General features: G+C 44.0%; 19 protein-coding genes. 5 read left to right on the top strand and 14 right to left on the bottom strand.

The genetic code is table 11. The features are described 5' to 3' along the window. Positions 1-6: 6 nt before the first annotated feature. A complete protein-coding gene (locus IX95_RS15270; protein ID WP_038161519.1) occupies positions 7-609 on the bottom strand; it encodes a hypothetical protein in 603 nt (200 codons plus the stop codon). A 498-nt stretch (positions 610-1,107) separates the two neighbouring features. Here IX95_RS15270 and IX95_RS15275 point away from each other — a divergent pair, with 498 nt between their 5' ends. From IX95_RS15275 to IX95_RS15285, 3 genes are read left to right on the top strand one after another with little or no spacing between them, the layout of a single operon-like run. Then, positions 1,108-2,445, top strand: coding sequence for a type VI secretion system ImpA family N-terminal domain-containing protein (locus IX95_RS15275; RefSeq protein ID WP_038161522.1), 1,338 nt, complete (start codon positions 1,108-1,110; stop codon positions 2,443-2,445). 2 nt (positions 2,446-2,447) lie between these two features. Beyond that, the gene (gene tssM, locus IX95_RS15280; protein WP_038161527.1) at positions 2,448-5,843 is read left to right on the top strand and encodes a type VI secretion system membrane subunit TssM; all 3,396 of its coding nucleotides are present in this window, start codon (positions 2,448-2,450) and stop codon (positions 5,841-5,843) included. Positions 5,844-5,880: 37 nt separating this feature from the next. Next, positions 5,881-6,333 carry an Lrp/AsnC family transcriptional regulator gene (locus IX95_RS15285; protein WP_019277704.1) on the top strand — a complete coding sequence of 151 codons (453 nt, stop codon included), beginning with the start codon at positions 5,881-5,883 and terminating at the stop codon, positions 6,331-6,333. 68 nt (positions 6,334-6,401) lie between these two features. Here IX95_RS15285 and tssG read toward each other — a convergent pair whose 3' ends face one another. From tssG to IX95_RS15350, 13 genes are all read right to left on the bottom strand, one after another. Continuing rightward, positions 6,402-7,400: a type VI secretion system baseplate subunit TssG gene (gene tssG / locus IX95_RS15290; protein ID WP_006961140.1), complete on the bottom strand. Its 999-nt coding sequence runs from the start codon at positions 7,398-7,400 to the stop codon at positions 6,402-6,404. Then, the gene (tssF, locus tag IX95_RS15295; protein WP_006961141.1) at positions 7,397-9,145 is read right to left on the bottom strand and encodes a type VI secretion system baseplate subunit TssF; all 1,749 of its coding nucleotides are present in this window, start codon (positions 9,143-9,145) and stop codon (positions 7,397-7,399) included. The genes tssG and tssF overlap by 4 nt, the downstream gene beginning before the upstream one ends. Before the next feature lie 18 nt (positions 9,146-9,163). Next, complete coding sequence (gene tssE, locus IX95_RS15300; protein ID WP_019277706.1) at positions 9,164-9,574, bottom strand: type VI secretion system baseplate subunit TssE; 411 nt, start codon at positions 9,572-9,574, stop codon at positions 9,164-9,166. 63 nt (positions 9,575-9,637) lie between these two features. Further along, positions 9,638-11,113, bottom strand: coding sequence for a type VI secretion system contractile sheath large subunit (gene tssC / locus IX95_RS15305; RefSeq protein WP_038161531.1), 1,476 nt, complete (start codon positions 11,111-11,113; stop codon positions 9,638-9,640). 9 nt (positions 11,114-11,122) lie between these two features. After that, positions 11,123-11,632: a type VI secretion system contractile sheath small subunit gene (tssB, locus tag IX95_RS15310; RefSeq protein WP_006961144.1), complete on the bottom strand. Its 510-nt coding sequence runs from the start codon at positions 11,630-11,632 to the stop codon at positions 11,123-11,125. A 27-nt stretch (positions 11,633-11,659) separates the two neighbouring features. After that, entirely contained in the window at positions 11,660-13,225 is a 1,566-nt protein-coding gene (tssA, locus tag IX95_RS15315; protein WP_038161534.1) for a type VI secretion system protein TssA, read from the bottom strand. Positions 13,226-13,228: 3 nt separating this feature from the next. Beyond that, positions 13,229-15,223 carry a serine/threonine protein kinase gene (locus IX95_RS15320; RefSeq protein ID WP_038161541.1) on the bottom strand — a complete coding sequence of 665 codons (1,995 nt, stop codon included), beginning with the start codon at positions 15,221-15,223 and terminating at the stop codon, positions 13,229-13,231. A gap of 211 nt (positions 15,224-15,434) precedes the next feature. Then, entirely contained in the window at positions 15,435-16,388 is a 954-nt protein-coding gene (locus IX95_RS15325; protein ID WP_038161544.1) for a hypothetical protein, read from the bottom strand. Then, entirely contained in the window at positions 16,385-17,368 is a 984-nt protein-coding gene (locus IX95_RS15330) for a DUF2169 family type VI secretion system accessory protein (RefSeq protein ID WP_038161547.1), read from the bottom strand. Before IX95_RS15330 ends, IX95_RS15325 begins: the two co-directional genes overlap by 4 nt. After that, positions 17,349-18,668: a hypothetical protein gene (locus IX95_RS15335; protein ID WP_038161550.1), complete on the bottom strand. Its 1,320-nt coding sequence runs from the start codon at positions 18,666-18,668 to the stop codon at positions 17,349-17,351. The genes IX95_RS15330 and IX95_RS15335 overlap by 20 nt, the downstream gene beginning before the upstream one ends. A 19-nt stretch (positions 18,669-18,687) precedes the next feature. After that, the gene (locus IX95_RS15340; protein WP_006961150.1) at positions 18,688-19,173 is read right to left on the bottom strand and encodes a hypothetical protein; all 486 of its coding nucleotides are present in this window, start codon (positions 19,171-19,173) and stop codon (positions 18,688-18,690) included. Next, entirely contained in the window at positions 19,173-21,251 is a 2,079-nt protein-coding gene (tssI, locus tag IX95_RS15345; RefSeq protein ID WP_019277713.1) for a type VI secretion system Vgr family protein, read from the bottom strand. Before tssI ends, IX95_RS15340 begins: the two co-directional genes overlap by 1 nt. Positions 21,252-21,322: 71 nt before the next feature. Next, positions 21,323-21,841: an Hcp family type VI secretion system effector gene (locus IX95_RS15350; RefSeq protein ID WP_006961152.1), complete on the bottom strand. Its 519-nt coding sequence runs from the start codon at positions 21,839-21,841 to the stop codon at positions 21,323-21,325. A 462-nt stretch (positions 21,842-22,303) separates the two neighbouring features. Here IX95_RS15350 and tssH point away from each other — a divergent pair, with 462 nt between their 5' ends. Both tssH and IX95_RS15360 read left to right on the top strand, forming a co-directional pair. Then, a complete protein-coding gene (gene tssH, locus IX95_RS15355) occupies positions 22,304-24,976 on the top strand; it encodes a type VI secretion system ATPase TssH (RefSeq protein WP_038161553.1) in 2,673 nt (890 codons plus the stop codon). Beyond that, a complete protein-coding gene (locus tag IX95_RS15360; RefSeq protein ID WP_038161556.1) occupies positions 24,963-26,600 on the top strand; it encodes a sigma-54-dependent Fis family transcriptional regulator in 1,638 nt (545 codons plus the stop codon). Before tssH ends, IX95_RS15360 begins: the two co-directional genes overlap by 14 nt. Positions 26,601-26,656: the final 56 nt, after the last annotated feature.

Here is a 26,656-nt window from a genome sequence, read left to right on the forward strand (position 1 = left end):
AATCCCCTAAAATAGAAGTGACACTGTAAGCTCAACACCGCCAAGGCCATCGTTGTATACAGGCAAAATGTAAGAAGCCTGAGGGATGATCTGTAGGTGCGCATCAGGATTACTGCCAAGCTTGATGACTGTACCAATGGTGGCGACAGCACCTGCTTCAAACTGATCAATATCTTCTAACTGAGAGCCGTATTTAAAGCCATCACTATCAACTACCCAACGATTTGAATACTGGCTGTAACCTGCAGATAGACCGGCGCCAATGTAAGGGGTGAAAATAGACCAGCTTCCTAGAGCGTATTGCGGAACAATACGAAACTCGTAGTTGGTTACTTCCTGATAGATACCGTTAGCAGGCGCATCGATAGATTCGTTGACGTAATTAAATCCTAGCCACCATCTCCAGCGGTTATTATCCTCATCGATTGGTCGGGTATGCACAAAGCCATATCGCATTGTGTCAGCTGTACCGCTCGACCCTTCCTTGTATTCAATGCTGTCTATACTCAGCATACTAATGGAGCCACCATAGCGCTCCCCTTTCGCGTTAGCCGCCGCTGACACAGTACATGCCAATGCTAATAAGCCCAATCGACTTAACTTGCTCATCCTTTTATCCTCAAAAGGTCTAAAGTCAAAAGATAAATTAAAGATTCAGCAAAATAGCAGGCTAACTAACAAATTCAATAGCGAAAAAAATTCTCCGCGTAATTATGTTCTTTCTCCTATTGTTAACTTCCTTTCTCCTACGAAAATGGACATTTCAACTATCGAGCCAAAATTGCGCAGGCGCACACGATAATCCGTGAAAAAACTGATTATCATGTAACGATTAAATAACAATCACACAACTTTATAATATGATGTACATGTAGCCATACTGTAAATATTACACTTTCCACTATTTACTCTTTTCTCAATTAAACTTTAGTAGTAAACGATAGCGGTCACATTTAATAAACTTTAATTAGTTTTAAGTAATATCTTATCTACAAATTACTTTTCTCCTACGTAAAATCCACCACGAGATAATTAAGCATTATTAAATAAGAAACGAATAGAAGTGCGATTACATTTTTATAATTAACGTCATTTGGGTAGGATTTAATGTACTTTTCAGACTTTGCTCGGCGGCCAGTGGACGAGCATACTCCTTGTGGAGTTAACCCAAACAATCTCGAAGAGTTTGAGGAAATAAAACGGCAGATCAATAATATCAATAAGGTTACTGGGCGCGTATCGTGGAAAAAAGTACAGCAGTTATCTAAAGATATTCTTAAGTATAAAAGTAAAGATTTACGTTGCGGGTGCTATTATGCCGTAGCTTCTGCACACAATGACGGCCTAAGCGGATTTGTTGATGGGCTAAACTCTATACTCGATTTATGCGTAGTGTATTGGTCGTCTTCATATCCTGAAGTTTCGAAAGCAAGCGCGCGAATGGGTGCTTTTGAATGGCTGGTCGAACATGCCGAAAGACGTGCAAAGCAATTCAATGTCACTGTTGAAGATAGAGCAATGCTTGAGGCTGGGCACAGAGTATGTCTTCGTATTGAAGAAGAATTACGACTTCACTATGGTCATAAAGCACCTTCTCTAGGCACTATCAGACGATTGTTTAGTCAGTATATCGACGAAATCAAAGAGCTCGAAGATAAGCAAGAAGCTGCTCAGAAAAAAGCCAAAGAGCAGAAAGAATCCCAACAAAAAATGCCTAGTCCTTCCGTACCGGGTGGTATCACAGTTAATGTAAAACCACCTGTAGCAGGGAAACCTTCTCCTGTTGAAACGGAAGCCGAAAAAAACCGCTCGACAATTTGGACCGTTGCCGCTGTTGTTGGTTTATTTTTGTTCGCGTTGAGTGCCTACTATATCCACAATGATAAGGTTTTAAATAGCTACCAGCAGAAAATTGCATCGAACAATATTCCTGCACTTCTTGAGGTTACAGAAGACTTAAAGCGTGAAAGCAAAGACACGCTTAATAAGCTTAAAGAACCATTAATTAGAACGGTAGATTCTATTGTTTACGACCTAGATAAGTCCCCAGAAAAAATAGGTCAAATATCAGCCTTGGTTAGCATTACAGATAATTTATCTGAGCTTTATTCAGACTCCTCCTCTGTTAAAGTACTATCCACTGAACTCCAACGAGTCAAGTTACAGCTAGAAAAAGACTTTGACGATATAACTTCACGTTTTTCACGCGCCCGAACAGCAATTGCTAATCTAAATCGTGATTCTAAAGATGTGAATACGAAACTCGCTTATCAGTATAGCAACTCATTATTCCCACTACTTGGACGAATAGAGTACGCAGAAAAAACAAACAGCGCTGAAGAACTCAATCGCTCTCTAATTTTAATCAACGTTTACTTGCATAAAATCGCACAACTTAAGGCGACGCAAGAGAATAAATCATTAAACCAAGTCGTGGCTGAATAACTATGCTAAAAAATATTATACGTCATCCGATATTCATCTCCACTTTGCTTGCGTTAGTTCTCATTGGTGGTTTAACGGCTGCACATTTCTTATACCCAGAAACAGTTTCAAAGAACATTTTGTATATTGGAATTGCGGCCATAGCATTAGCGCTTTGTGCTTATCAACTAGTTCTTTTCTTTAAGAAGAGAAAACAAAATCGTGACCAGCAGCTAGAAACAGAAGAAGAGGCCTTGAGCTTAGTTCTTAGACCTCTACTCGTAGGTTCAAAGAAAAAACCAATCTACTTAATGATTGGTAATAAAGCTGCCGGTAAAAAGCAGTTTCTTACTAGTTCCAATGCTATCAAATCAATTGATACATCACGTACCAAGAAAAATGACTTTTTCGAATGGTATGAGTCTGACGAAGCGGTTTACCTAAAACCCGATCAAAGATTGGTGTTCCAAGAAGTTTCCGCGGCAGACTCGCTACTGTGGGATACTATGGTCGCGGAAGTGATTCGCAGCCGTCCACGTAAACCATTTGCTGGCTGTTTATTCTTTACTGACTTAGAATTCTTAATCATCTCTGAAGAAGAGCAGATCGATTATGCTCTGACGGCACTGATTGACCGAATCACGTCCATTTGCGATCAAACAAATACCGCACTTCCAGTCTATATGGTCGTCTCTAAGTTAGATAAGCTTCAGGGCTTCAAAGAATATGTTCAATTGAGCCCTCTTAAGCACAACGTTGAATATTTATCCATCGCACTTAAGGACGCTAAAGGTGTTTTGGTCGACTACTATCGCGATAGTTTCAACAACTTGGTAAAAGTAATTGAAAAAAATGCGTTGGATTCAACATCACAGTCAAATGACACCAAAGAAAAACAAGCGATACTATCTTTCCCGAAACAATTAGAAATTTGTCAGAAGGAAGTTGAGTACGTTGTTCAGCGCCTAAGTGAAGTTAACCGCGGAGCGTACTTCATTGACCTTAGAGAACTGTTTTTCTCATCATGTCTCCAGGGTGGCAGGAAGTACAACCTGTTGGCAAAAAGCTGCAGCACATACTTTAACTTACCGATTATCGCTTCAGAGCACACTCAGCTATCTGAAACTCCTTATTTCACACGCTTCCTTGTGGAATCTCAGATTCTTCCAGAAGCCGATTTTGCAGGTGAAAACAAAACCTATCTAAAACGAATATTGCGTCAGAGCCGCTTAGCGATGATTGCCTCTATCGTTTTCCTTGCTGGCGGCGCTTATTTGTTGGGTACAACACTCGATAGCAACCTTCGCGTGATCTATCAGTTGCTAAACATTGAAACAGGTGATCAAGCATCAGGCCAAGTACGTTTGCTGGATGACAAGCTAGCACAAGCAATCACACAGATTGAACCTGTCTACGATGCTTGGGTTGAAGGCAGCGAAGCATTAGACGAAGAGATCGTGTCTCTGAATGTGAGCCGCCTTGAGCCTGCGACAAAAATGGCGTATCAAACGCTCCTTCAATCGATTCAGAAGGAACTGATCCCTGTTATTGAGCAAACTTACCGTGTTCAACTAACCAAGTATCAGGATAAGCCAATTCAAGCCTTACCAGTGCTAAAAGGCTACTTGATGCTGAAAGAGCCAAGTAAACGCGATCTGCCGTTTATGACAGCTCAAACGCAATCGACTCTCTCAAAAGTCATTGGTGATTCTGAACAAGTAGCCTCTGCGATGAAGTATCTTAATGCATACTTCAGAACAGACTTCGCGCCTGTGAACATTAACATGGACATCGTGCGTGCTACACGCAGAAACTTGCTTGCACAATCTAATGTCGACCTTGTTTATGCTCAATTGATCAACCAAGCGAACTCTATTGACCTTGGTACTTTAAACATTGAACGCGCGGTTGGTTTTGACTTTAACAATGTATTTAACGACCAAATTGACCAAGAATTGCTAGATATTAGCAAGGTCTACACAGCCACCGGATTTAGTACCTTCTATCGTCCACGCGTCGATTTGATGTCAAAAGACGTGATTACAAACAACTGGGTTCTGGGGTTATCTAAGAATGTCACACCTTCAAAAGAAGAGCATGAAGCGTTCAAAGACCAGATTCGTAAGAAGTATACCGATGACTATATCAGCTACTGGCGTAACGCACTCAGTGAGCTAAAAGTTAAAAAGTACAATTCAATTGGCGAACTGACTAACGCTATCGACCTTGTTTCTGGCCCTTCTTCACCTCTAACGACGGTACTTAAGCAGGTGTATTCCAATACGCACTTCTCTCCAACAGGAGAAAAGGAGCTACTAGCGAATAAACTGCCTACAGCAGCAACCGAAGCGATAGATAAACTAGCAGATTCAGCAGAGGAATTTGTTCAACCTGATTACTTGCTGATGCAACGCGTCGAACAGGCTTTCTTCCAGCTTAACCGTCTGCAAATTAACGAGACACCAAACTCCCCTACTCCATGGGATGAGATAGTGACTGCGTTGAGCCGCCTACGTACCTACATGAAGGACATCGCCGACTCACCAGATCCACAAATGGCCTCGCTGCTGGCAGCGCGTTCACGCATGCAAAGTTCAGAAGCTGACCCGATTATCCGCCTCAAGCAGATTGCTCAAAAGTCTCCGGAACCAGTTCGCAGTTGGCTGCTTGGTATGGTTCAGCAAAGTTGGTCTGTCATGATCGCAGAGTCAGCAAAAGGCGTTCAAACTCAATGGTATAGTGAGGTTTACACTAAATATCGTGATCTAGCATTGAACAAATATCCATTTGATTTAAATGCAGAAGAAGAAATTGCGCTAGAAGACTTCGAGCTTCTTTTCTCTACCGGCGGCATCATCGATACCTTCGTACAAAAGAACTTGGCGTCCTTCTACGATACTAACCTTTGGACACCTAAGCGTGTCGATGGCGAGACAATGCCTTTGACGCCTGAACTTCTGGTCCAATTGAAAAACTACAATGTGATTCGTGACACGTTGATTAACAAGAGTACCAACCGTGTTTCAATCCCATTTACTACTAAGATTCTCGACCTAGACTCCAGCGCGATTCGTGCAACAGTCAAAGTTGCAGATTCGCAAATGAGCTACTACCACGGTCCAAGTCGCATTAGGGAACTGGAATGGCCACCTAAGAGCGGTGACTTTAACGTGAGTATTACTATCCAAGACGTAACTGATGAGGGCAAACAATACGTACTAAGCGAAAATGGCCAGTGGGCGATCTACAGGCTGTTGGGCCAATCCACACTAACAAATCAACATGATGGAAGTTTTGTTAGTGACATTACCGTTTCAGGTCGTGATCTGAAACTACGAGTGAAGCCACTCTCGCAGAGGAACCCATTTACCCTTGCGGAGCTGTATAACTTCTCTCTACCCGAAACCATCGACCTATAAAAAAGTAAACTTATAAAAACAACGTAAGGCAGGATATATGATGTCAACTACTAACCTTCAGGGCTTAGACAAACTAGATCGGAAAATTCTATCTAACCTTTTGTCTAATGGCCGCGAGTCAATCGCTAACCTATCGCGTAACATTGGCTTGTCACGTACCGCAGTCGCTGAACGCATTAACCGACTGGAAAAAACCGGTATTATTAAAGGCTATACCGCACAGATCAGAGTCGAGCAAGAAGGCAGATCAGCAGCAAGCTACTTGCTGATTTCATGTGAGAAAGGTAAGAAAAATAATGTCACGGAAGCTCTTAAAGAGCTTCCTGAGGTAAGGCTAACGAGTATCGTTGGTGGAACTTATGACATTATTGCTCTAATTGAAGCGCCAGATCTTCAGTCGATACATACCCTGTGCAATGAAATTGAATCGTTTAACGGCATTCAGTCTTTAAACAACACAGTAGTATTGCATCAACCTATCCGACGCTAATCTTTCTCAATGTTTGAGTAGGACACATTAAAACAAAACCCGCGATTTCGCGGGTTTTTTATTGACTGTTAGAGTTGGCCTATTTGTTTGATTGACGCATCTTTTGTACCTGGGTCACCTAACCACATCGTCTGTCCTAACAAATTGCCTTCCCCCTGCCCTAATTCATTTTTAGGAATGGTATCAAGCTTAACTTTCATAATGAGGTCCCATGCCAACGGATCTCGCAATATAAACTGCATTAACCCAATCAATGTCTTGTAGTTTGCTCGGCCTGGAAGGAAAGTTTGATAGGTAGAGAAGTCAATATCTTCAATACGTAGATGAAACTTGCCCACTAAATCTGGCAAGGTTTTACCTAAATGCAGATCTTGACCAAGTACGCAATTAACATGATTCAGCTTATTTCGTTGAGATTGATGGATCGCAACACGTCGGTAAATCCACTCATCGACAATAACATTCTGCAAGCTGAAGTAATGAGCCACAATACCCGATATCAATTTAGGAGAGCGTGTACGAGTCGAGAGCTGGCTAACGTACGAGAGTAGCTTTGCTCTGTCTAACTCACTAACTTCTGCTTCCTGCATCACCGACGATAAGCCTAGAAGATGCAGCATACGACCTGAAAATGGGTCCTTAGCTTCACTCTGATATTGAATATGATAGCGGTATTTTTTCCATACTCGATAAACCAATGAAATATGTCGATTATGAAAGAAATCAAAGAACTGCTTAACCGGGTTATCTTCGTCGTCGCGGCCCGCAAGCTTTTCAGTGTATGAGGATGGTAACGGTGAACTCGAGCCATGAAGACCTAAAAAGGTAACTTCAACGCGCGAATAAGGGTTACCGTCCATTTCATAATGAGAAACAAAGTCTATGTCGCTTTTCGGAAACGCTAAACTTGGAGAAACACTGAATCGAATGTGTTCCTGCCAGATATACTTGTTCTGGCCAATACCGTTGTAACTGTATTCTGTCTGAGATTGATAATGTTTCTCCAGCAATGAGACAGCTTGAAAGAAGCCAAACTCATGGGTTTCTTGTTCAATCTGATTAATCATAAAACAGTCTGCTGCCCCGCTAGACTTGGCCAGTGATAGTTTTCGCCGGTTTTCTCATCAAACACTTCTAGCTCAGTAAATGAGTTCAGGCTGGAATACAATCGAATGAACTCATTTAGTACACTCACCAACAGGAACATATCACCTTCATTGACAAAATACGTCGAGTCTACCGTGAGAGTAAATTGAGTGCCTCGAATAGCCGTGCCTCTAAATACCCTGTCTGCTGGCTTCATCTCCGTTTTCTTTATCCCGTCCAAGCGATGTATCGACGCTCGATGCGCCTGACGATCGACGCGGGAATGAAAGTCATAGGTCGATAAAAGCACTTTCAGGACATCTATGTTGGCCAGAGACAGATAGTTCAACGACATATTTGCGATCAATTGCCACTGCAATTCACCATTTACCTGTGGGCTCACCGACTGAGTCGGCTTAGTGATATTGGTGAATGTTGCGTACGTAGGGGAATTGTGTGATGTGTAAGTCACATCGCCTACCGACAAACGTTCTGCTAGGTCGCCATTACTACACGTGAGCTTCATAAGCACCGTTTCTGAGCCTAACTCGGCAATATCACTGGTGTGCGTATGGAAAGAGATATAACGTTCTAAGCCACGTCCACTGACTCGCTCAGATACCTTGGTTTTGTAAAACTCACGCTTGTCGCGCTGATTAATCTGATGTTCGAACGATTCAAATTCAATCAGCTTCTTACGGCTACGCTCGTTCTTACTCCAGGTCTCTACATTTTCAATCGAGTACACTTCGTAGTGATCTTGACTACTACTCTGAGGCCTGACTTTGTATTCGCTTCGGCGATGCTCCAGTCGAATCGGGTCACCGTCTTTGCTAAATAGGTTAACTGCTGGTGTACAGTGCAATCGTAAGTGCTTGTCTTTTAATACCACTTCCGAAGGTAATGCGCGTTTAAAGACAAAAGACATCTTAACGGTTGAACGTTGTGGAACGCCACTTAGCCACTCTAACCCAGTCACATCGAAGAACATAAACTTCTCTGGTAGAGAAAAGTATTCCTGAAGCAGGCGATACCCAGCAAAGGAGTTGGTTCCGTATGGCAGAATCGCTTCATCATCACCAAAGCCAACAGGCTTAATACTGCTTGCAGGCAATTTGTGTTTGTATCCACCGCCAACATCCAGCTCGATATAGTCCAGGTAACGGAACAACCAGAGATATAAAGTTCGTGTTACATGCACTTCACCGTGAAGATAAAAGCGCAACGAGTCCATTTTTAGCCTAGAAAGTTCCTGACCGTATTCTGCGGCTATTGTGACGTCAACGTTTGAACTCGTGCGACTGTTGGACTGTTCCACATTCGTGATACTGACAGGATAGAGTGCCACATCATAACAGGTACGGAACAAACACTGCGTCCCTTCAACCTGCTCACTTGCCATTTCAGCACCACGTTTGACCACTGTTTTTTCAGTCACACTGCCTACATGTGGTGATAGCTCTGAAACACACATAGACGGAACAGAGCGCATGTAGTGAGGCCAAAGCAGAGTCATCAATGACTGCGTTAACTCTGGCAGTTCGTCGTCAATCTTTTCCCGAATTCTTCCTGTTAAGAAAGCAAAACCTTCTAGTAGACGTTCAACATCTGGGTCATAGACACCTTCACCCAGGAAATTTGTCAGTTTAGGATGGTATTTAGCGAACTCGCTTCCCGCTTCGCGAAGATAAGAAAGTTCATCCTGAAAATATTTACTGCTGCTCACGAAGAGTTTCTCCTGACTTTAAACGTTGAACTTACCGTCAACGCCCATGAACACATTGATAGACATTGGAACCTGACCACCGTTGTGAGAAACCTCACCAGTGATGCCGAAACTCAGCTGTAAGGGATTATGAAAGTCCTGACGATATGTCACTTCGATATTGCCCAGTCTAGGTTCAAACTTATGAATAGTCGTGCGGATATTCTGCTGAATATGACGTACTAAGTTTGATTGGCTAGCAAGGACATCATTGAAATCAGGAAGACCATAATCATTGTCTATCATTGCATTCCCGGCATGTGTGTTAAGCAAATCTGCGAGATGAATATGTATAGATTCAATAAGATGTTTGTGTGAAACAACTTTTTCGTAGCAATTCTTGGGCTCACCCAATTCAATGCGTTCGAGTAAGCGATAACCTTTTTCCATACTGACCTCTAAAAAGAACGGCCAGCAAAACTGGCCGTTCGAATCTTGAATTAGCTACTCTGATTACTGATCCAGTTTACCAACTAGAGACAGGTCAAAGCTCGCACCCATGTACTTGAAGTGAGGACGCACAGACATTGATACTTTGTACCAGCCTGGATCGCCTTCAACGTCAGATACTTCAACCTTCGCTGCGCGAAGAGGACGACGACCACGTACTTCTGCTGGCGGGTTTTCCTGATCAGAAACATACTGACGGATCCACTTGTTCAGCTCGATTTCAAGGTCAGAACGCTCTTTCCAAGAACCAATCTGCTCGCGTTGCAGTACTTTGATGTAGTGCGCTAGACGGTTAATGATGAACATGTACGGAAGCTGTGTACCTAGCTTGTAGTTCATTTCCGCGTTTTTGCCTTCTGGCGTATTCGCGTAAACCTTTGGCTTTTGGATAGAGTTTGCTGAGAAGAACGCAGCATTGTCCGAACCTTTACGCATCGTTAGAGCAATGAAACCTTCTTCTGCAAGTTCAAACTCACGACGGTCAGAAACCAAGATCTCTGTAGGGATCTTCGTTTCGATCTGGCCCATTGACTCGTAGTTATAAACTGGCAGATCGAATACCGCACCGCCACTTTGTGGACCAATGATGTTTGGACACCAACGGTACTTAGCGAACGATTCACTGATCTTAGATGCCATAGCGTAAGCAGAGTTACCCCACAAGAAGTTGTTGTGGTCATCTGTTACCAACTCGTCGTAGTCAAACGCCTTGATTGGGTTGTCTTCCACTGAGTAAGGGTTACGTAGCATGAAACGAGAAGTACAAAGACCTAGGTAACGTGAGTCTTCATGTTCACGTAGACCACGCCATTTCGTGTATTGAGGACCTTCGAATACCGACTTCAGGTCTTTCATGTTTGGTAGCTCTTCGTAGCTGTCCAAACCGAAGAACTTAGAAGATGCTGATGTGATGAACGGAGCATGTGACATCGCACCAACGTTGGCCATGTATTCCATCAGTTTGATATCTGGGCTTGAAGACGTTAGCTGGTAATCACAGATTACTGCGCCAACTGGCTTACCACCAAACTGACCGTATTCACGCGTATAGATCTGCTTGTAAAGACCTGATTTCACAACTTCTGGAGCATCTTCGAAGTCATCCAGCATCTCGTCTTTCTTCGCTGAAATAAGTTCGATAAGGATGTTTTCACGGAAGTCCGTGTGATCAACCAGATACTTAAGACCACGCCACGTAGATTCGATAGCCTGTACTTCTTCATTATGAAGAATCGCATCAACCTGCTTTGATAGCTTCTGGTCAATCTCACCAATCATCAAATCAACCAGAGACTGGTCAACTTTCTCGGCAGAGCTGTTACTTAAAAGTTCACCGATGAACGCTTCAACACCACGCTTTGCAACGTCAAAACCTTCGTCGCTTGGCTTCAGGCGTGTTTCATTAAGAATGCTATCCAGAAGAGAACCAGATTCAGCCAACGCCGCTTCTTGTTCTGGAGCTTGTGCTTCTGCTGTCATAATACCCTCTTATTCAGCCTTTTCAGCATCTTGGTTTTCACCAATGCTGAGTTCTTCTAGTAATTTCTTACGAGCTTCTTCATCCTGAAGAACGGCAGCGATCTTCTTACGGAATGCAGGTACGTTGCCTAGTGGACCTTTTAGCGCAACCAATGCTTCACGAAGCTCTAGCAGGCTGTTTAGTTCCGGAACACTTTTAGCAATCGCCTCAGGAGAGAAGTCCTTCATGTTCGTAAACGTTAGATCAACGCCAAGCTGTGCACCTTCTTCATCAGTCAGACGGTTTTCAACATTAACTTTTAGGTTTGGAGCATAGCCTTCCAAAACTTCGTTAAAATTGTCTTTGTCAATATTGATTGGCGTACGTTCTTCGATTGGTGTCTCATCAGCACGTGCTGTAAAGTCACCAACAACCATCATATTCAACGGCAGTTCAACGTCTTCTTGCGCATCACCAGTCGCTGGAACGTAACGGATATTAATTCGCTCTTTAGGAGCTACCGAGCCATCGCGTGACATAATTAGTTCCTTATCTAATTGTGTTGTTTAGTTATAGATTGACTCCCACTCCTCAAACTTTGCAGGCAACAATTCCTTGTTTGGATACAGCTGCTTCAGAATTTTTTGAGATAATTCATCTAGTTGCAAAGAGAGGTGTGGTTCCCAGCTGCTTAGACTCATTTCGTCTCTGATGACCCATAACTTTTCAAGATAAGGTAAACAGAGCGCGTAAAGACCAACAGCTTGGTAAGCTTTTACGATTTGTAAATGCAACATAAATTGCCCTCGCCCAGAGCTATCAAGCTCAAGGTTTTGTGCAACTTCTGCTACGCGTTCTCCCAAATTTTCGAGAGTAACATCGTCCATTGACACCAAATCGCCTTCTTGCACGACTACGCTAGGCAAAACCTGTTGACCTGCATTGGACGCCGATGAGCTGGCTTTATTCAGCCATTCGATCGTTGCTTCGTTGGCAAATGGAATCGAATTCTTAAATGACAGAGCCTCTATACCCGGTAAGGATTGAGCAAAGGCCTTCACTTCCTCTGAAACGGCTTGAGCTGCTTCTTCCAAGCTCAAGTTTTTCAGCATCTGATAAACGTAGTAATGGCCAGTCAGCCAAAAAGGCGCATCAGTTAATGTGCGCTCTAAACGTTTTATCGTGTCGATATCACTTTCTTGCTTAGCTTTGTCTCGGTATTCGGATTGTTTGTCCTGAGACACCGCAAGAATTAAAGGTGTTTCATTGTTCTGATGGTCTGGCAACTCTTCGATGTCTGACCAAGTCAAATGTCTGTGGATGCGGTAAGACAGCGGCAATTCAGGCTCCGAGGCCAAAATCATTTCTGCAACCTTCTTCAACGTTCGTTTAGAGGCTGTAGGTGAAGAAAAGTCGGTATCGATATCCACTTCTTTTTGCTGTCGACTTGCTGGTTTCGCAACACTTGGTTTAGCGACTGTAGGTGTAGATTGTGTCGGCTCTGGTGAAGGTTGACTTTCAGGTTTAGGTTGTGAAAGTTCAACTGGGTCTTGCTGAGCCTCTGGCTCAGAAGGTGCCGTATGTGTCTCGTCAACCCCTGCAGATTGAAGTAGACGATTGAGCTCGCTACGCAATTCAAAAAAATCGGCTTCTGAATCTTGGAACACTTCATCAAAGTGGCGTTGTATCTCTTCTACTGCATCATTACATCTCGACAACGCTTCCCAAGTTAGCTGCTCATTCGGAAGCTTAGGCAGCGCAAGTTTGAGCTGATGGTTCAACCATTCCACTGCTCCGTCGCGGCCACGTTTTCTACGTGGGTATAAATCTGAGCCAAAACGAATTAAGGACTCAGCAAGCAATGCTAGGCCCTGCTCAATACCAGGTAGCCCTTTACTCTCTACCAAAGCACGCGTCAAGTAACACATCGCTTTAAAGTCTTTGCTGTGCTTAGTGATAACTTCTGTTGCATGGTTTTGTACTACTGCCCAATCAACCGTTTCACCAAACAAAGAACCGAATTTTTTGACTTCAGCTTCCATCATTTCAAAACTGAATTCATAGCGCGCGTCTTCGCCAGCTGGCGAAGCTTCGCTAATTGGTTCAAGAAGTGTATTTATTTCTGCTGTCACTGCTTAGCCCCTCACGCTCGGCTGATAATCGCTAATTGCTCGCTGAACGGCTAACGCACCACGTGCAGGCTTTGATTTTTTGTGACTCTTGCGAATTGCATCGCTCGCCATACTATTGAGTAGTTGGGTGACTTCACTAAACTTCTTAGGCGCATTAACCTCAAGATCGTTTAGTGACGAATTAAGCTTTGCCGTTTCGAAAATCGCCTGCTCTGTCACAGTGCTAAACAGAATGTATTCGCTACGTGCTACTTTTAGAGCTCGAACCTTTGCAATCAAATCTGGGGTATTACCAAAAAACTGCTTTGCCGCCTCTGCTTGTTCAATAGCGCGTGAGTAGTAATGCTGCTCGGCATTTGCATCAATGGTCGCATAAACCTTGTTTAGCACGGTATTAGGCAGCACTTGGCTGTAGTAGTAAGACTCAGCTTGGTGATTTGCCCAAGCTGTTTTCATGTAGTCATCAACTGCTTTTGCACGACCACTTAAAATCAAGCTGACAAGTTCGTTATCCTGCTTACCCATATAATTAGACACTTTCTGTGCCTCTACGGTGAGCTTATTCAGGTTAGACATAACTTCATTAAACGAGCGCTCAGATTTCGCGAAAAGGACGCCGTCGTTATTTAGACTTTGATGCAGTAAAACCAACTGAGAACGAATATCTTTAAGTACAACTGGGATGTTCTCAGCAACTTGTCTTCTCGCCGCTAAGCTGTCTTCGTTGTGCTGGTAGACATTAAGAAGTTTGGTTTGCTGCACGCGGTAAGCGTCCTGATAAGGTGCCATCATGACAACATCACTAGACATATCGTCTAGCGCGTATTCAATTTTCCATGGAGGCTGAGCTAGAAACGCGGCCGTTTGCGCAGGTTTAATCGTATTGACCAGCGCCGTTGAATCACCAAAACCAGATTTCACCGATGGCTTCCACTCTGGCTGTACATAGTCATAAAAATAGGTTCCGGTAACCAACACAACTGACGCCACCAACGCAGCTTCAAGATACTTAAAGCGGCCGAGAGCAAATTTGTCAGCCACACTATGTTGTGTCAGAACGAGATCAGCATTTCTTAGATTAGAGAAGATCGGCGCACTGTTATCTGACTTCAAAGCCTGGGTATCAATTCGAGCTAATGCCTGAGCGAAAGAAATTGCGGTATAACCATGCGCTCGCGGCTTGTTAAGTACGTTTTTAAGCAGTGACCAAACGTGTTTAGGAATCAATTGGCAGCGTTTGTTCTGACCCAATAGCTGACGCCAAACGTCACCATAGGTAGAGCCAAGGAATAAGTGCCCAGTCAACAGTGCCAGAGAATAAACATCATCTTGAGGTTTAGCGATTCCGCTTTCGACATACATTGGTGAGGCATAATTCATGCTCACTTCTGAAGGCCCTTCCGATTCTTCAGTGTATCGAGCAGCCCCAAAATCAATGAGCTTAACGCTGTCGTCTTCGCCAACAAGTACATTGGCAGGCTTAATATCTAAATGACATACACCACGAGTGTGCATGTATTCCAAAGCGCCAGCTAACTGGTAGATAAGCCAGGCGATATGATCATGACGGAAGCCTTTTTTGGCGTGTCTTTCTATCTTTTCAGCTAACGACTCACCATGTATCCACTCATACATGATGTAAGGGCGATCAAATTCATTGCCGATCTTAATGAAATCAGCAACGCTAGGATGTTGAGATATTTCAAGCTTACTCGCTTCACCAATCAACATTGAGTGTTCATGGTTGGAGGTGCCTTCATTTGCGACTTTACAACACACTTGTTTTTCCGGCTCACCTTGCTTGGCGAGGTGATAAAGTGTTGTATTACCGTTTTTTGAAGGAAATGACTCCAATACATCAAATTGCGAGAATAAAACATATTCCAACTTAGGCTTGTTTCTTTGTGCTTCCTGCTGCTCTAACTGTTTTTTTCTCTCAATCGCTTTATGAACTAATTGATTGATATAGCTGTCGCTTGATCCATTTTGATCAGACACGTTTTACTCTTTGGCCAACTGATAATAATAACTAGGGGGGCATATTAATTATTTTGAATATTGCTTTTCAACTGCGTAAAAATAAAAAGCCCACTATATCTATCAATTTAGTCAGAATGACAGCTCAGCAGATATAACACGTGACTCTTTAACAGCTTAAATATAATTTTATTAATTAATATTAACGCATTGTGGAGCAGTATTGAGTTTGTTACTCGTAGTCACACAAAGAAGCTCTTAATAAGCCACGATCACCGTTCAAACCGTACATGAAGATAGAAGCTGGTTCTGATGAACGATGCATTTGTGTAAAGCTACACAGTATTGCCAATGCGGACGCCTGACCTATCGTTCCCCACAAGTCATTGATTAACGTGGGTTGTTGAGGGTTAGTAAATTTTTCCGCTCGAGCACCCAGTGCAAAACCGTAATCTTCGGTATTATCACGAGAATTATTCATGTCTGAATAAACCCGCCCTAGTTGCTCAAAAGTACTTGCTGCTTTTCGAACTAAGCGCATCATGCCTCTACGATCAGTCGTATTCCACTCAGCGAGGAAATATTCCAGGGTGGCAATCGGCTTCAGCTTAAGTGTCTCAACAATATTCTTCTTAGTTAAAATGACACCGGCCCCCCCCTCACTAGGGATCAAGCCCCAGGGGTTTTGACTCCCCATCACTTTCTGGTCTGAAATAAGGCTTTCTAACTCTGAAAATAACGAATCAACTGCAATACAAATAACGGCGTCTTGTTGGTTAAGCATGCCTAACGATTCATTAATAAAGCGAGGACCGCCTGAATTAGAAATCTCAATTTTGGACAACCACTTAGCGTGACCACTTTCTTCTACCCATTTCAACAAGTAGCTATTTTCCACTGACCCGGGTACAGACAGAATGACAGGAACTGGTTTTAGTGTTTTAGGCAGTTTATTCAGCATGGAAGAAAGTAACGTATCCACCATTTCCACTACTCTTTCCTGCTTATCCTCTGCTTTAATATAATCAGCTTTAGCATAAGTGAATTTATCCACGCCATTTTCTGCTTCGTGCTGATTAAAACGCGCTAAGTCAGCTTGAGCCACGGCGAGAGAAATATCCAGATTCATCCCCATTGGGGTCAGGACATCCACATCCAGTACGTATCGACCGTAAACATTACTCATGCGCTTTCTCTCGCTTTTGAAACTGTTGAGGAAACCAGAAGATGCTCTTTCGCCTGACACGGGAAAGAGGCGGTGTAGCTGATCGTAAGACGTTTTTCTTCTGTATCGATAAACACAGTGTACATTGGCATTGGAGCACTAAGCTTTTCGTCACCGAAATCTGCAATCGCCACAAATTTCTCAGAGGGGATTCGGAAAGAGAACACGTCATCATGAGAAAATCCACTCATCATTAACCGTTCTCCCCCCTCTAAGAAACCATCGCACTGCTGGTCAGCGGGCGCCGATTGATAGAACTTCCTGTCAAAATCTTCAGGCAGCAGTGGACGTCGATGCTCTTCCCAATGCTCATCAAATGTGCCGGCGTATCGAGTTCTTTCCGAAAAAAATGGAGGAATAGGTCCAAGACCAGCAACTCTCAGAGGCTTGGTGTTCGGCGCCCACTCTTCATTAGGAAAGAAAACCGACGGAACAGGTTTAGTTAATAATTCTTCACTGCTTTTTGCAATACCAGAACCAACACGGTTTCTCTCATCACCACCTAAAGCCCTAGAGTGGTCAATCTCAGCCTCCACATAAGCTTTGGGGTGAGAAACCGTCACACTTCCGCCATGCTGTACCCATTGTCGCTCACCGTGCACGGCAATACTTTTATCAATGTGATTATCGATAAGTATTCTGCACTCGTGATAAGTCACCGGGCGTTTGGCATAAGCACGAGCTTTACCGTAAACCAAAACATCAGTGTTTTGTTTGGAGACAGGAAACTCATGGTCAACTTTCATCGCGGATAAACCTGGCTCACCAAGGTAGATCGGGTCATCGTAGATTTCTTCGGCCGGAACCTCTTCCCACACTTTTTCATTAAGGTTCCACTGGCGCTTAGCCGTAAGAACCCAGACTTCATGACCATTTTCATCACGTTGAAAGCGACCTTTCACCAGCAGGTCTGTTGCTTGTTCAATATCCCACAGTTGCATTCTGATTCCTTAGGTTAAATCGCTCGATAGCAGCAGGTTGATCTGATACTTTGCTAAACAACCAATCTTGCTGCACCGCTGGCATGGACCATTCCCATGGAATGTAGACGCGGCCATGAATACACAAATGTCTCCATATCCACGTTCGATAATGCTCTGGAATTCGTGCGTTAGTCATTGCACGCATAGTCGATTCAAACGTCAGAGCCTCACCTAATCGCATCGACTTGTTCACGTTGTGCTCGTTGGAATCACGCCAATCCTCAAGTGAAGCGATGGCTTCTTCCCATTCATACTCAACACCCAATTCATGAGGATTAAGAGGGAAGCGCTCGCCATAAACAACATCGAGAGCGAACAGCCACTCCTCGCCCTGCTCTTCGTCAAGCGTCATTACATGATCTAAAGCAGCTAAGATCCACTCTGGTTTGCCAGTCAGCACCATCTGAATCGGAGCCATATCTTTACTAGGGTCAAACTGGTTGAACTCAACCAATTCCAAAAGCTTCGCAAAGGTTATGACGCACTCACTTGGTAAATCTTCTTCTTGAACACCAAAACGTTTTCTAAACCAGGTGCCTCGATCATGCTTACAAAGTAGCAACTCAAACAGGTATTTTTCGTCGTTTTGGATTTCATTGATCCACTCAACGCTGTCTTCAACATCGAACTTAGCCAGAACGGGATGTACATCTTGCTCTTTCAGTGCTTCTTCTTTCATCCAATGCTTGGCAAGACCAATACTTAATGTCTGACGTAACCTCATTAAGTCAAAACATAACTGGCTGGCAGACACCTTCCCTTCAATAAGTTGAGCTAAGGTAATGTCAAGGTGCGCTAACTTGGAGTGTAGGATTAGCAATGTCGCGTCTTTAGAATCGATAGTTTCAGCAGTTTTGATTGCCGCGAGCAGGTGTTGACGCTCCTGCTCAAACTCAGGTTCAAGCATCAGCCAAATAAAAAGCTCTGGTGCAGAGTCTTTTAGTTCATACACCAACCCGGGACTTAATCGGTAGAATGCAATATAAACTTGCTTCACGTCTCGCATCTGACGTTCAACCAAACGCAGGTAATCTTGTGAACTCGAAGGGTAACCTTTTCGATGTAACCTCACCCATTGCCTAAAAAGAAAAGACAGTGATTCAATGGCGATTGCGGATTTTTCGCGACAGAATTCGAGCCACGTTGGATTTAGCTCGACCAGCTGGGCAATTTCTGCGTCTAATGTTTCTATCGCTTCAGCAAGATCTTCGTTGGTTAACGCAGAGCTAAGCTGTTCCTTGGTAATTCTTTGTCTCATAGTTTATCTGCGTGTTCGATCAGTTGATGGCAATCGTTCCACCTTGAATCTTCTGTGCTTTTTCTGCTTGAGAGGTCACGTACTTAGCTTGTGTAGTTATTCGCCCATCTCTGCCGCTGTAGCGAGTTTGAGTCTCGCCACTTTTCACAATCAACTCTTGAGACGTTTCTATCGTCATTTTCTCTGCGCGAATAACAAGCTCATTCCCATCATCGAGCATTGAGAAGAAAACATCAGTGACTACAGGTAAGCTGATGTCCTGATTAATGAATTCAATACGACAATTCAACTTATTATCTATCGCCAACTGAAGCTCAGATTTTCTAAAGCCACGCCCCAGTCTTGCTGACAGAGGTTGTCCGAATGGGTTGCCTTCAAAGTCGACTCTGACACTGTCTTGAGTTTCGTTAAAATCTACTATGGTGCCAAAACGGGAAAAGCAAGCCGATTGCTCGGCTTGCTGGGTTTGTTGTTCAAATTGTTCTAGGTGTTTGTGTTGTTTCATTAGTTAATCGCTACGTTGCCACCTTTAATCACAACTTTGTCGCTGCCTTCAACTGTGATGGAAGAACCGGAAAGCTTGATACTTCCATCACTGTTCATAACCAAAGAAGAGCCACCTGTTTTCAGCACGATTTTGTCACCACTGATAACCTGTGTTGCAGCGTCTGCTTTGTATGACGTGTTTCCTTTCACTGAGACTGTAAGGTTGCCACCGACTGTCAGATTGTCATCAGCACCGATATCAGCGGAGCGAGAAGCACCGACAGTCAGGTTGCTGTTTTCACCAACATCTAGATCGTCGTTTTTGCCGATCTTAGTTGAGCGGTTGTCACCTATTTCGAGTGTCGAGTTATTCTTAACCGATTGAGTTTCGTTTGCGTTGTAGGTAACCGTGACATCTTGTTCAACGGTCTCAGTAAACGTGCTGTTCACCTGAGTCGTTTTATGTCCGTCGATGGTTTCCTTATGATCACCGTGAACTTCGTTAGTCTGATGGCGCCCTACTTTCAGAAACTCATCTTGGCCAATATCGCGGTAACGGTTATTCAACACCTTGGTCGACATATCTTTCTGAGCATGGAAGTAGATTTCTTCCTGATTTGCTTCGTCTTCGAAGCTCATCTCATTGTAACCCGTTCCCTTATGGGTCTGAGTTCGGAATGTCGTACGCGTTTTATTCTCAGGCAATGAGTAAGGCGGGTAATGTAGACCATTGTATACCGCGCCTGTCACTAGTGGGCGGTCTGGGTCTCCCTCAAGGAAGGTAACCACAACTTCGTGTCCAATACGTGGCAGATACACTGCACCCCAAGTTGGTGCTGCCATTGATTGGCTAACACGAATCCAGCAGCTAGCATGCTCATCATTGTTACCGTATCTGTCCCAATGGAATTGAACCTTGATTCGGCCAAGTTTATCCGTATAGATTTCTTCGCCCGCAGGGCCAACAACAACCGCAGTCTGAGGACCATCAACCATAGGTGCTGGCAGTTTAGGTGCTTTGAAAATCACATCACGTGGGATACAGATAAACTGGTTCTGATAAGTAGTTGGCAAGCCGCTGTTTTCGTCCTCATGCACCTGAGGATCATGACCACTATGAATAACTGACAACATAGTGTAATCACGGTTAATCGCGCTACGTGGGTGCTCACCAATATTAAAGCTGTAACCCGGCACCATTCTCATGATGTTAGACGCCGCTTCAATCTGCTGATTTTCTACCTGATGATCAGCAATCCACTCTGACGCACGGACTTGTCCCATTGCAGGGTCAACATAACGACCAGGGTAGTCAAACTGCTTAAGATCCTGATCTAAAGGACCATCACTAGACATTTCCTGCGGGATCTTAGGTTGTTCATAGTTGTAGTCGGTATATGTTGTACTACCGGTTCTAACTCGGTTGATCGCTGCAAGGTCAAAGATATGTTCACGGTCAGCCACACCGCCGGCATCCGAGTGATACACCACCGGACCTAGGTAGGATGCGTTCAGCGGTGTACTTAACAGCTCTGGAATAGCGTCATTGCTATCAACAATGACCATTGTGTGGTTGCCTTCTGTATGCTCGAAGTAGTACCACATACCATGTTCAGCAAGCATACGTTGAACAAAGTTACTGTCGCTTTCACGATACTGAAGCACATATTCCTTAGGAGGATAAACACCAGAAAGGTCAAGACGGTAATCGGTGACAGAGGCGTCATCTAGCACCTGAGAAATGATGTCTGGTGCGGCTAAATTCTGGAAAATTCGACAATCTTGGCGTTGGGTCATGAACCACATCTGTGGAACAAGAATAATCTGGTAGCGCGAGAATCTGCGGCCTGAGCCAAGGAATCGTACCTCATTTACTACGCCATGGAACAAACGAGCAGAACCAACACCCTGACCAAACAATGTCAGTAATGCTGGTTTGCGGATAAGTTCGTCGAACGTAATATCAGCATCAAGTGAAAGTAATGAGAGGCTGACTTGAAATGGTTTCGACAGTTCTTCAGTCACTTGAAAACTTTCAACACGAAATTCATGGCCACTACCCTGAACTTCAAATTTAAATTCTACGTCAATCGTCATACCTTTTACCTGATACAAATAATAAGATCAGGGCCAACATAGGTTGGCCCTTAGCGTTCGGTAAGAAAATCTTACGCTTCGCGTGGAGCACGCCAGTCGTCGTTACCGCCTTTACCCATTACTTCGTGAGTAACTTCGATTGCACGGTAAGTGAAGCTCAATACTTCTTCAGTTACACGGTCAGAAGTAGCAGCATCTTGACAGTGAGCCATACGAGTTTGCATATCAACTAGAAGAGCATCAATTAGTTTGATTGTGTAGTAGTGCTCTTGCTTACCTTGTACTGAAGTACGGTAGAACTTGATGTTACACTCAGGTAGTTTTTCACCAGAAACTAGTGCGTTGAATAGAAGTGGTGAACAGCAGTCTTGTGCCTTAGTTACGATTACAGGCTTGTGAACACGCTGACCTGTTGGCTGACCACTTTGTGGATCACGTGGAATAGTTAGTACGTGATCAAGTTCTTGAACTAGAAACTCATCAACGTGTGCTTCTTGCCATGAGTTACCAACTGAGTCAGCTGAGTAAGCATCTTTTGTGATATCGCCTTGAGTTTCGCCCGTGATAGACATATACGCAGGAGTTGGCATCTTATATTCCTTCTAAAAAATTTCTATTTATTTAAATTCACCAAATCGCTTATTACCGCGACCCGATTAGCTTAATACAAACACCGTGCCAACTTTTAAATCATTAATTTTCAACAACTTATGATTTTAATGTTGTAATTAGCGCAATTTATCAATTCAATAAATTGTAAAATTAAACAAGTTATTGTCGATCGAAAACAATTAATTGTTACTTATAAATCTTGATAAAACAACGGATGACAAAAGACTGAAAAAAGCGTTATTAACGGGCATTTAAGACATAATAACTAAAACAATAATCATACTGACCGCCACATATAAACAATAGGGTTTTAATCTATTCAATATCGGATAACAAACAACCATAAAAAGCCTGTCAAAATAGCTAGGCAAAAAAAATGACTTTTATTATTTAGTATAATTCGAGCCAATTTTAAACAAACCATAAGCTCGATAAAGACAATGATAAATATTAATCTATCTTCATTAATTCAACGTCTGCACCCTATCGCAAAAGTCGCGCTAGAAGACGCCGCAGCTTTGGCTGTATCAGAAAAGGCCAACGAAGTTCAAATTGAACACTTCCTTTTAAGTCTACTAGAAAGACCAAACAGCGATTTTGATGTTCTACTTGCACACTTTGACTGTTCGGAAAACATTTTACGCCAATCTATTCGCTCTACTTTAGATACAAGCCCAACAGGTAACGGTGGCAAACCTGTATTTTCTGCTTTATTGATCGAATGGTTACAAGAAAGCTGGCTAGTATCTTCACTAGACTTATCTCAAACACAGATCCGTTCAGGCGCGCTGCTACTTACTTTAGTGAGTAACCCTCTACGCTATGGTCAGCACGGATACGCCGCAATTCTTGAAAGCGTCAATCCAGACAGCCTAAAACGCAATTTTGGTGAACTTACCAGCCAATCTCTTGAAGCGCAGGTTGCAACCTCTGAAAAGACACAAGCACGTGAAGACGGTTCTGCGCTGAGTAAATTCACAACAGACTTTACTGGCAAAGCACGTAAAGGTGAAATCGATCCTGTATTCTGTCGAGATCAGGAAATCCGCCAAATCGTCGATATCCTTGCTCGTCGTCGTAAAAACAACCCTATCGCAGTCGGTGAACCAGGTGTTGGTAAAACTGCTGTCGTTGAAGGACTAGCACTTAAAATCGTCCAAGGTGAAGTGCCTGATAACCTGAAGGGTGTTGAACTTTATGGCTTAGATATGGGCCTACTTCAGGCTGGTGCGAGCGTAAAAGGCGAATTCGAGAAACGTCTGAATGCCGTTCTAGACGAAGTGAAAAATTCGCCAACACCAATCATTCTCTTCATTGATGAAGCACATACGCTTGTCGGTGGTGGTAACCAAGCAGGTGGCAGTGACGCAGCAAACCTACTAAAACCAGCTCTTGCCCGTGGTGAAGTGAAAACAATCGCAGCGACAACTTGGTCTGAATATAAGAAATACTTCGAGAAAGATCCTGCCCTAGCTCGACGCTTCCAACTGGTTAAACTGGATGAGCCATCACCTGAGCAAGCAGCTCTGATTATTCGTGGCCTACGCCCTGCTTATGAAAAATCTCATAACGTTTACGTTCGTGATGATGCCATCACTGCCGCAGCCGCACTTTCTGCTCGTTACATTTCAGGTCGCCAACTACCGGACAAAGCCATCGATGTTCTGGATACAGCTTGTGCCCGCGTAAACATCAGCCTAAATGCGGTACCAGCTTCAGTTGAAACATTGCAGCAAGAGCTTGCAGCTCAAACTCGCGAACTTGAAGCCCTTGAGCGTGACCAGCTTCAGCAAACTGGCGACAAGCACAGCCTAGCGTCTATCCCAGATCTAAAAGTAGCGATGGAGAAAACACAAGCTGAGCTAGAAGTCCAAGAAGCACAATGGAAAAACGAGAAAGAGCAAATCGAAGAGATGATCGCGTTGCGTACTCGCCTTCATGAGCTTGTTTCTGGGGAAGAAATTGAAGTTGCAGAAGCTGAGGAAGAAGGCGAAGAAGCGGAAACCTCACCTTATGCAGAAATGGACGAAGAATCGGTACGCATCGCCATTGCAGCTTGTCAGGAACAACTTGATGCCATTCGCGGCAGCAACCCACTTGTACATTTCGAAGTTGGCCCAGATGAAGTAAGTCATGTAATTTCTGACTGGACGGGTATCCCTATGGGTAAAATGCTTCAAGACGAAGCAGAAACAACTCTAAAGCTAAAAGACAGCTTAACCAGCAACATCAAAGGCCAAGAGTATGCGATCGATGCTCTGGCAGAAGGCATTCAAACAGCGAAAGCTGGTCTAGGCAACCCTGACGCTCCAACTGGTGTGTTCTTGCTTGTCGGCCCAAGTGGTGTCGGTAAAACAGAAACGGCACGCGCTATTGCGGATCAGCTGTTCGGCGGTGAGCGCTTTATGACCACCATCAACATGTCTGAATTCCAAGAGAAACACACAGTGTCACGTCTGATTGGTTCTCCTCCGGGCTATGTAGGTTACGGCGAAGGCGGCATGCTGACTGAAGCAGTACGTCAACGTCCATACTCTGTTGTTCTTTTGGATGAAGTTGAAAAAGCAGATCCAGAAGTGCTTAACCTGTTCTATCAAGTATTTGATAAAGGCACACTGAACGACGGTGAAGGCCGTTCTATCGACTTCAAGAACACCTTAATCATCATGACAAGTAACCTTGCGACTCATGAGATTGAGTCACTGGTACAGCAGTCGAAAGACATCAATGCTGGCGTGATTGCGGAAGCTATTCGTCCGACGCTGAACCAACACTTCAAACCAGCACTACTCGCTCGTATGTCTGTGTTGCCGTTTGTTCCTCTATCTGACGAAGCGATGACAGACATTATCCACCACAAATTAGGTAAAGTGTCTGAGCGTCTTCAAAGCCATCACAAACTGTCGTTGAACTACGACGATACCTTAGTCGAATTCGTACTTGGCAACTGTCGTTTAGCAGAAACAGGGGCTCGTAACATCGATGCGGTAATCAACCGTCAGTTACTCCCTCAGCTATCGACACAACTGTTAGTGCACGACAAGGATGAGTCGCACAGTCAGATCACTGTATCTGTCGATGAGCAAGGAACGCTATCTTATGCGTTCAGCTAATCAGAACGATCTGAGTAACGCGCTTTTAGCGATCAGCCAGTCTCTGGCTGATCGTACTCAGCTTGCGCAAACTTTGGACGCGGTGCTCACAGCAGCGCGTCAGATGACGTTTTCCAAACATGGCATCATCTACGTTCTCGATCAAACTGGTCAGGCATTGATTCCAAGCATTGTTCACCATAACGAACAGGCTCTCACCTCTCATCCATGGCAACCTCTATCGTTTGAACAAACCAGCCAAACAGATCCATTCAACTACGCAATACAGAATGGCGAGGTTGTCTTGATTAACGAGCTGTATCAGTACAACGGTTACGATTGTGAAGCTGTCTATGAGACGGAGCTAGCGCTTGGCATTAAAAGCGCCAACCTGCTCGCTTGGCCACTCGTTGACGACAGCGGTAAGACTATTGGTCTATTAGCTCTATTCGACTTGAGCGTAATTGATAATGAGTCGGCTCTAACAGCGTTTTGCAATATGGCAGCAAACAGTATTCGACAAGCAGTCTGGCTTGAAGAATACGGCCATATGATTAAAAGCTTGAGCGCCGATAACGCAGCTCTAGTACGCGAAAACCAACATCTCAAACAACGCAAACAAAGCCACTACAAAGGCCCGATTGCGGAAAGTGAACAGATGCTCGAAGTGCTACGTCGTTTAGAGAAGGTACTGACACTTCCAGTAGACGTTCTACTACGAGGTGAAACAGGCGCAGGTAAAGAGGTTATCGCGAAGTATATTCACGAAAACTCGAACCGCGCGGATCAGCCGTTAATCGTCCAGAACTGTGCTGCCATACCGGAACAGCTACTTGAATCTGAACTGTTTGGTCATAAAAAAGGATCATTTACCGGTGCAGACAAAGACAAATTAGGTTTGTTTGAAGCAGCCCATGGTGGAACCTTATTCCTTGATGAGATTGGCGACATGCCATTGTTGCTTCAAGCTAAGCTATTACGTGTTTTGCAAGAGCGTAAAGTGCGTCCGGTGGGTGCCAGCAAAGAAGTCGAAGTGGATGTCCGTGTTGTTGCCGCTACGCATTGCCATTTGATGGATAAAATCAAGAATGGCGAATTCCGTGCGGACTTGTTCTATCGCCTGAATGTATTCCCGATAACGCTCCCTCCGTTACGCGAGCGCGAAGCTGACATTTTGCCACTAGCCGAACACTTCGTGAAGCAAAGCGCATCTAACTTGGGCCTTTCACAGGCTCCAGGGTTTAGTGCAAACGTGCAAAAACAGCTTCAGGAGTACTCATACCCTGGTAACGTTCGTGAGCTAAAAAACATCGTCGAGCGAGCCCTGTTGCTTTCTGACTTCGAAACCATAAGCCAGATAGAGTTTGGAGAAGCGGCAGCACTTGCTGAAGCTCATCAGACGACACCTGCTATGGTTGAAGTGATACAACAGCCTGTCGTTAAGAGCATGCAGCAAGATGCATCGGAACAAGCAGACTATTCTAAAGGCCTTAAAGAAGCTGTAGGAGAGTATGAGAAGACCGTCATCCTTGATTGCCTGAATGCATCAAACTGGCAAATAAAACGCGCTGCAGAGCAGCTCTCACTGCCCGTCAGCACGTTGAGCCACAAGATGAAGAAGTACGATATTTCCGCAGCGGGTTAACGAACTGCTTTTAGTCTTTAAGCCATAAAAAAACCGCCATTTCTGGCGGTTTTTTT

The organism is Vibrio sp. B183, assembly GCF_000740665.1.
GTDB lineage: Bacteria > Pseudomonadota > Gammaproteobacteria > Enterobacterales > Vibrionaceae > Vibrio > Vibrio coralliilyticus.

Bases quoted from the DNA above. Each gene is read 5' to 3' on its own strand.
- IX95_RS15270 (WP_038161519.1), bottom strand. From the start codon at position 609: ATGAGCAAGTTAAGTCGATTGGGCTTATTAGCATTGGCATGTACTGTG.
- IX95_RS15275 (WP_038161522.1), top strand. From the start codon at position 1,108: ATGTACTTTTCAGACTTTGCTCGGCGGCCAGTGGACGAGCATACTCCT.
- tssM (WP_038161527.1), top strand. From the start codon at position 2,448: ATGCTAAAAAATATTATACGTCATCCGATATTCATCTCCACTTTGCTT.
- IX95_RS15285 (WP_019277704.1), top strand. From the start codon at position 5,881: ATGATGTCAACTACTAACCTTCAGGGCTTAGACAAACTAGATCGGAAA.
- tssG (WP_006961140.1), bottom strand. From the start codon at position 7,400: ATGATTAATCAGATTGAACAAGAAACCCATGAGTTTGGCTTCTTTCAA.
- tssE (WP_019277706.1), bottom strand. From the start codon at position 9,574: ATGGAAAAAGGTTATCGCTTACTCGAACGCATTGAATTGGGTGAGCCC.
- tssC (WP_038161531.1), bottom strand. From the start codon at position 11,113: ATGACAGCAGAAGCACAAGCTCCAGAACAAGAAGCGGCGTTGGCTGAA.
- tssB (WP_006961144.1), bottom strand. From the start codon at position 11,632: ATGTCACGCGATGGCTCGGTAGCTCCTAAAGAGCGAATTAATATCCGT.
- IX95_RS15325 (WP_038161544.1), bottom strand. From the start codon at position 16,388: ATGAGTAATGTTTACGGTCGATACGTACTGGATGTGGATGTCCTGACC.
- IX95_RS15330 (WP_038161547.1), bottom strand. From the start codon at position 17,368: ATGCAACTGTGGGATATTGAACAAGCAACAGACCTGCTGGTGAAAGGT.
- IX95_RS15335 (WP_038161550.1), bottom strand. From the start codon at position 18,668: ATGAGACAAAGAATTACCAAGGAACAGCTTAGCTCTGCGTTAACCAAC.
- IX95_RS15340 (WP_006961150.1), bottom strand. From the start codon at position 19,173: ATGAAACAACACAAACACCTAGAACAATTTGAACAACAAACCCAGCAA.
- tssI (WP_019277713.1), bottom strand. From the start codon at position 21,251: ATGACGATTGACGTAGAATTTAAATTTGAAGTTCAGGGTAGTGGCCAT.
- IX95_RS15350 (WP_006961152.1), bottom strand. From the start codon at position 21,841: ATGCCAACTCCTGCGTATATGTCTATCACGGGCGAAACTCAAGGCGAT.
- tssH (WP_038161553.1), top strand. From the start codon at position 22,304: ATGATAAATATTAATCTATCTTCATTAATTCAACGTCTGCACCCTATC.
- IX95_RS15360 (WP_038161556.1), top strand. From the start codon at position 24,963: ATGCGTTCAGCTAATCAGAACGATCTGAGTAACGCGCTTTTAGCGATC.